Below are 5,991 nucleotides of genomic sequence, written 5' to 3' on the forward strand. Positions count from 1 at the left end.
TTTAATCTGTTCTTGAAAGAATGTGAGTGGAGGTTTAATATGGGCACACCAAGTGACTTACTGGCAGACCTGAAAAAGTTGCTCAAAGAATATTATTAGGTGTCAGCCCCAAAAATTATTAATTATGATCGTAGCAATCAGCTTTGCATCCGGTGCGTTAATCGTTGCATTACTCACCGTCGATCCCAAAGAATGGGGTTTCCCATTATTTATGGGAATTGTTTTTTTAGTTATAGGTGGTCTTGCCGCCTTTTTCTTCACTCTTCCACTTGATTGGACAATCTCAATCAGCGTCTTTTTAGGCTGGTGTCTTGGGTTGTATCAAAAATGGAGAGAGATGAAAGAAGCAGATATCGCTGGAGGTGCCGGAAGGCGTCCTCATCGATAAAACTTCTTTTGAAATTTTTTAAAAAGTCTATTAACCATTGAGTGTTGATGGGCTTTTTTCTTTTTAAGCTGCCTGCTGGATTACGCCGAGTTCTTTGCCGACCTTCTCAAATTTCTCTAGGGCGAAATCGATTTGGTCTTCGGTGAGGGACGCGCAGATTTGGATGCGTAGGCGGGCTTCGCCTTCGGGTACGACAGGAAAGCCGAAGCCGGTGATGAAGATGCCTTCTTTGAGCAGCGCCGCGCTCATTTTAATGGCGAAGCTGGTTTCGCCGACGATGATCGGCACAATTGCGCTTGGGCCGTCGAGCGGTTTGAAGCCGCGGGCGATGAGGCCATCCCGCATGCGGGCGGTGAGGGCATGGAGTTTAGCGACACGCTCAGGTTCCGCTTCTAAAATCTCGATGGCTTTGAGTGCGCTGGCAGCGACGGTCGTTGGCAGTGCGTTTGAGAAGAGCTGCGGGCGCGAGGTTTGGTTGAGGTAATCAATCAGCGCCTGTGAGCCTGCGACATATCCGCCAGCGGCCCCGCCCAAGGCTTTGCCGAGTGTGCTGGTGACGATATCCACTTCTTTTTCCAGGTCGAAATATTCGGCGACGCCGCGACCATTTTTGCCCATCACGCCAACGCCATGTGAGTCATCTAGGATGATTGTGCCCCCATAGTGTTTGGAGAGTTTGACGAGTTCCGGTAATTTGACGATATCGCCTTCCATGCTGAATACGCCATCGGTCACGACGAGAATACGGCGTGCGCCTTGCGCTTCTTTGAGGCAACGCTCTAAATCTTGCATATCAGAATGTTTGAAAATCATGCGTTTGGCTTTGGTGATGCGGCACGCATCAATGAGGGACGCATGGTTGAGCGCATCGGAAATAATCACATCGTCTTTACCAGCGATGGCGGGGATTAGCCCTGTATTCGCATTCCAGCAGGCGACATAAGAAAGCGACGCTTCTTGGCGGTGGAGGCGAGCGATGGCTACTTCCAAATCGCGGTGGATGTCGTAGGTTCCGCAAATAAAGCGAACGGAGGCCGTGCCTGCGCCATACTCATCCAGCGCTTGCTTGCCGGCTTTGATCAGCTCAGGGTGATCGGATAAGCCAAGATAGTTATTGGATGATAATACCAACACTTCGCCTTTACCCTCCATGCTGACTTGCGCCGCCATCGGAGAGGTTAGGTGATTAAATTGCTTAGCTGTGCCTTCGGAGTGCATACGGTCAAGTTCAGCGGCAAGTTGGGTATCAAGTGATTGAGTCATTAAATAACCTTAATCTGTTGGTAATATTGTTCATATATGATGGTGTTGAATAAAGCATTTTAGGAATTAACATACAATGACGAAAGCATTCCTCGATCAAATATCTGAGGCGAAAAAAATAGCGTTACAGAATGCGTTGCTCGAAGCGGATGTCACAGGCGTGGTCATGGATGCTGAGTATTTGCCGTTAGGGCGAAGTCGCGAAAATTGGAAAGTCACGCTAGAGGGGCACGAAAAGCCTGTTGTCGTGAGCCTGTTTAACCATCAAAACCATACATATACCCCGGCCTACCAAGCAAATATGCAGCGTGAGTTAGCCGAAGCAGGGATTGAAGTACCTAAGATCTAGGGTACCGTCAGGGTAAGAATGAGCAGTTGCCTGCATTAGTCTCGGAATTTGATGGTGGGCAATATCATCAAGCGTTGAATGAACAACAAATTGCGACGGCGGCTGCTACGATTGCGCAATTTCATGCGGCGCAAGCGAAGATAACCCTTCCAACAGATGCAGATCGCAATCCTGAACATGATGGAGCGAAGACACGCAATGACGCCGTCGGTGATTATTTAAAGCGTCTAGGTGCGGCGGAGAAAAATCTACATCAAGCGTCTAAAGATGCGTTAGATGCCAATGTTGCGAATAAAACTCGTCATTTACCGAAAGGGCTGATGCATAGTGATTTACGCCCTGAGAATTTTCTATTCTCTGAGGGTGATACGTCGATGACCTTGCTGGATTTGGAGCGAGTGAAACCAAATGGCGAGCTATTATTTGACCTTGCGACGTTTATTTCAAAATCCGTGGTGATTGCAGAGTTGCAGCATCAAATCCCTCCTAAGCACGAAGAGAAAATTGCCGCATTCTTAAAATCCTATCATGAAAAACGTCCGCTAACGGCAGATGAAGTCAAGGCCTTGCCGGAATATATCCAGTCGCGCACCTTTTATGTGACGGCGTTGCGTAGCGGGTTGGAAAAGACGAAGCCTGATTTATATATTGATTTGGACACGGGTTTGAACATTCAAACCAGCCTGCAGCAGTATCTAGATAAAACGAATTTCAAAGACATGCTTGGTGTTGACGAGAAGACGCAAGAAGCCGAAAGGTCTGATCCGATGCGCCTTGTGAATCCCGCCATGGGGAAGGCTAAGGGCTTTTAGAAAAAGAAGTCTTCGTCCGTCAGTATAAGAGTGCCGGTTAATACTAATTGAAAGCTGTTATCGGCGCTGCTGATGAGCGTGTCTGAGCCATCGGTGACATATCCTAGAACCGTTCCTAATCCCTCGCCCTGCTGAATGCCGGTAAAGTCAAGTTGGCTAATATCGATAATATCGCGGTCAATGGCGACGGATGAGCTATTGGCAAAGTCGGTGATTCTATCGATGTTGCCATCGCCAGATTGGCTCGCGCTTTGGAAGAAGAAGCTGTCGACTCCATTGCCACCGGTCAGTTGATCTAGCCCCGCACCTCCTACAATAAGGTCGGCGCCATTGCTGCCAAGAATGACATCATCACCATCTTGGCCGAAGAGCACACTGCCTTCGATGTTTGAGGAATAGTCAATGACGTCATTTCCAATACCACCAAATACGAGATCGAACCCAGAAGAGCCTGTGATAGTATCAGCACCGGCATTGCCGAGGATTTCATCATTGCCAACACCGCCATCAATAACATCATCGCCGTCGAGTGTGTCGACTGCCGAGCCTGCGCCAAAGATTGTATCATTGCCTTCATTTCCGGTAAGGAAGTCACCATCAGTTCCGCCTTTGATAAAGTCTGCCTGAGTGCCGCCTATGAGGGTGTCAATACCGTCATTACCTTGAAGGTCTATCTGTCCAGAAGAGCCGGCATAATTGGCATTATCGTTACCAAGGCCACCAAAAATAATGTCATTGCCGGTGGAGATTAAGAAAACGTCATCGCCTGCATTGCCATAAATTGTATCATTTCCTGCGCCACCGTTGATCGTGTCCGCACCGTCGACAGAGCCAATGAATGCGCCCGCCCCGAAAATGAGGTCGTCACCATCTCCGCCAAAAATAATATCGTCATTATCGCCGCCGCGTAGTGTATCGATCCCGCGTCCGCCTGTGATGATATCATTGCCAGTATTGCCCTGTAGTTCCACGGCATCGATTGCGTCGGTATAATCGATCGTATCGTTATCTCCGCCGCCAAAGACGGTATCGAGCCCTAGATTTCCGGTGATCGCGTCAGCGCCTGCGTTACCGTAAATGATATCGTTGCCGCTGCCGCCATCGATGGTGTCGGCCCCATCAACCGTGCCGACAGAAGCGAGCGCGCCATAGATAATGTCATCGCCTGCACCGCCGGTAATGACATCGGCCTCTTCATCGCCGCGGATAATATCTGGGTTGGCACTTCCTACTAAGGTATCTGCTGCGGTGGTGCCGGTGATAATGGCCATGATGAAGGGTGCTCCTAGATATTTATAAGTGATTTACGTTCCCAGAGGGAATGCAAACAACGTGCCATTTTAACGGGTTGTTGAGGTGAAGTTTATTCCATCTCAAGCGTAGTCATTAGCTCGCCCCATTCGCGCTTCGAAAGGCCGCTGGTTTCTTGCGTGACTTCTTCACCTTTGAGCATGCGACTGACAATATTTACGCCGGGAGCGGAAAGATGTGCCGCACCCATACGGTAATCTTCGAACGCCTGGGCAGCGATAGGGAGCCACTTTTTGACTACTTCAAAAATCGCATCCGCATAAACCCGAATTTCATACTGTGCATGCGGGTCTGCACGAAGGTGTAGGAAGTGGAATAGGTTATGAAGATCGATCTTCCAATACCATTGGGTATAGGCGTTCACAGGTAGATTCATACGAGCCAATTCGCGTGCGAGACCTTGCTTGCTTTCATCTAGCGTGTTCCCTGCTGGGTCTTCGTTCAACATCGCTTGGTAATGGTCGTAACATTGGTTTGCATCATCGCGTAGCCATTTGAGGGCTTGTTCTGCTTCTTCGCCGGTGAGCGTGTCGCCGCGGCCTTGGTTGTTGATTGTGCTTTGCGAAGCAAGTTGCGCTTCGTTCGGAATATAGAATTCACGATCGAGCACTGAGTAGCGTGCCGAATATTCATTCACATTGGCCGTGCGGTGGCGAATCCATTGGCGCGCGACGAACATCGGAAGCTTTACGTGGAGTTTCAATTCGCACATTTCAAACGGAGTCGTATGCCAGTGGCGCATTAGGTAGCGGATAAGGCCGGCATCTTTGCTGACTTGCTTTGTGCCTTTACCGTAAGAAACACGGGCGGCTTGTACGATAGCGCTATCATCACCCATATAATCGACGACGCGGATGAATCCGTGATCTAAAACAGGGATTTGCTCGTAGAGAATTTCTTCAACTGCAGGCACGGTCGCGCGGCGCGTTTCGAACTTCTCAGCACGGATTTCTTCAATTTCTTGTTGTTGGATGGATGCGGTCATAGCGCGTGCTCCCTCATTTTTTCTTAATTTGGAGGCATGCTAGCAGTGAAAAACAGGAGGGTCACGCCAAAATGTAGATTTATTTGCAAGCTTTTTGTCATCCTGAAGAGTGTAGCGACGAAGGCTCATAAGATTCGGTGCTTCGCTCGGAATGACATTTTAGAAAAGTAATAATAACCCGTATCGTGCTCCCTTACCAAAAGCGACCAGCGGTATGAACCATTTTAGCGGCGTCCGGAAAACTCCTGCGATTAACGTAAGAGGGTCGCCGATGATGGGTAGCCATGCGAATAACAAACTCCATTTCCCCCATTTCCTATAGTACGGTTTGGCGTTTTGGATGTTTACTTCTTTAATAGGGAACCATTTGCGGTGAGCGAAGCGGGGAAGGTGCCATCCGAGGTAATAGTTGAGTAATGCGCCGAGCGTATTACCGATGGTAGCGACGGCCCATAATAGAAGGTGCGAATGCTCTGTCCCATGCGCTAATCCGAGTAAGAGGATTTCAGATTGAATGGGCAAGAAGGTTGCCGCGCCGAAAGCGCTGATGAATAAGGAGGTGAGGGCTATCATTATCTATACACTATAAAGTGCTTCGATTATCTTTTCACTTAAAGAATGCTGCGCCGCGCTGGGGGCGGGTCAGCCTTGCTGCCCCCTCCTCAAGAATCTTATTTGCAATGTGACTATATCTGTTGACAAAAGGCCTAAATTATCGTCTATAGCCACTTCCCCTAATTTGACAAAATACTACGGAGCATAAAAATGTCTAAAGAGAAGTTTGAGCGTAATAAGACGCACGTAAATGTTGGAACGATTGGTCACGTTGATCATGGTAAGACCTCGTTGACGGCTGCGATTACGAAGGTTTTGGCTGAATCTG

At 48.7% G+C, this 5,991-nt stretch carries 9 protein-coding genes; 5 read left to right on the forward strand and 4 right to left on the reverse strand.

All coding sequences use genetic code 11. The features are described from left to right. Both P8P30_08135 and P8P30_08140 read left to right on the forward strand, forming a co-directional pair. The coding region (locus P8P30_08135; GenBank protein MDG1287515.1) for an IS1595 family transposase at positions 1-99 on the forward strand (99 nt) is incomplete at its 5' end. 25 nt (positions 100-124) lie between these two features. Next, a complete protein-coding gene (locus tag P8P30_08140; GenBank protein MDG1287516.1) occupies positions 125-388 on the forward strand; it encodes a hypothetical protein in 264 nt (87 codons plus the stop codon). 63 nt (positions 389-451) lie between these two features. On the opposite strand, the gene P8P30_08145 is transcribed toward P8P30_08140, so the two are convergent. Further along, positions 452-1,651, reverse strand: coding sequence for a glycine C-acetyltransferase (locus tag P8P30_08145; protein MDG1287517.1), 1,200 nt, complete (start codon positions 1,649-1,651; stop codon positions 452-454). 76 nt (positions 1,652-1,727) lie between these two features. Between P8P30_08145 and P8P30_08150 the strand changes: the two genes are divergently transcribed. Next, a complete protein-coding gene (locus tag P8P30_08150; protein ID MDG1287518.1) occupies positions 1,728-2,000 on the forward strand; it encodes a hypothetical protein in 273 nt (90 codons plus the stop codon). A 26-nt stretch (positions 2,001-2,026) separates the two neighbouring features. Next, on the forward strand, positions 2,027-2,812 hold the full coding sequence (locus P8P30_08155; GenBank protein MDG1287519.1) for a phosphotransferase: 786 nt from the start codon (positions 2,027-2,029) through the stop codon (positions 2,810-2,812). Here P8P30_08155 and P8P30_08160 read toward each other — a convergent pair. The 3 genes from P8P30_08160 to P8P30_08170 form a co-directional block, all read right to left on the reverse strand. After that, positions 2,809-4,083, reverse strand: a complete 1,275-nt coding sequence (locus tag P8P30_08160) for a calcium-binding protein (protein ID MDG1287520.1) — start codon at positions 4,081-4,083, stop codon at positions 2,809-2,811. The genes P8P30_08155 and P8P30_08160 overlap by 4 nt on opposite strands. 92 nt (positions 4,084-4,175) lie before the next feature. Then, a complete protein-coding gene (gene thyX / locus P8P30_08165; protein MDG1287521.1) occupies positions 4,176-5,108 on the reverse strand; it encodes an FAD-dependent thymidylate synthase in 933 nt (310 codons plus the stop codon). 159 nt (positions 5,109-5,267) lie between these two features. Continuing rightward, on the reverse strand, positions 5,268-5,681 hold the full coding sequence (locus tag P8P30_08170; protein MDG1287522.1) for a DedA family protein: 414 nt from the start codon (positions 5,679-5,681) through the stop codon (positions 5,268-5,270). A 192-nt stretch (positions 5,682-5,873) separates the two neighbouring features. Between P8P30_08170 and P8P30_08175 the strand changes: the two genes are divergently transcribed. After that, positions 5,874-5,991, forward strand: a 118-nt coding sequence (locus tag P8P30_08175) for a GTP-binding protein (GenBank protein ID MDG1287523.1), incomplete at its 3' end; no start/stop codon positions are given.

It is taken from the genome of Rickettsiales bacterium, assembly GCA_029252805.1.
Lineage (GTDB): Bacteria > Pseudomonadota > Alphaproteobacteria > Rickettsiales > JALZUV01 > JALZUV01.

What these genes read in the sequence shown, in the direction of transcription:
- P8P30_08170 (MDG1287522.1), bottom strand. Translation starts at nt 5,681, where the DNA reads ATGATAGCCCTCACCTCCTTATTCATCAGCGCTTTCGGCGCGGCAACC.
- P8P30_08140 (MDG1287516.1), top strand. Translation starts at nt 125, where the DNA reads ATGATCGTAGCAATCAGCTTTGCATCCGGTGCGTTAATCGTTGCATTA.
- P8P30_08145 (MDG1287517.1), bottom strand. Translation starts at nt 1,651, where the DNA reads ATGACTCAATCACTTGATACCCAACTTGCCGCTGAACTTGACCGTATG.
- thyX (MDG1287521.1), bottom strand. Translation starts at nt 5,108, where the DNA reads ATGACCGCATCCATCCAACAACAAGAAATTGAAGAAATCCGTGCTGAG.
- P8P30_08160 (MDG1287520.1), bottom strand. Translation starts at nt 4,083, where the DNA reads ATGGCCATTATCACCGGCACCACCGCAGCAGATACCTTAGTAGGAAGT.
- P8P30_08150 (MDG1287518.1), top strand. Translation starts at nt 1,728, where the DNA reads ATGACGAAAGCATTCCTCGATCAAATATCTGAGGCGAAAAAAATAGCG.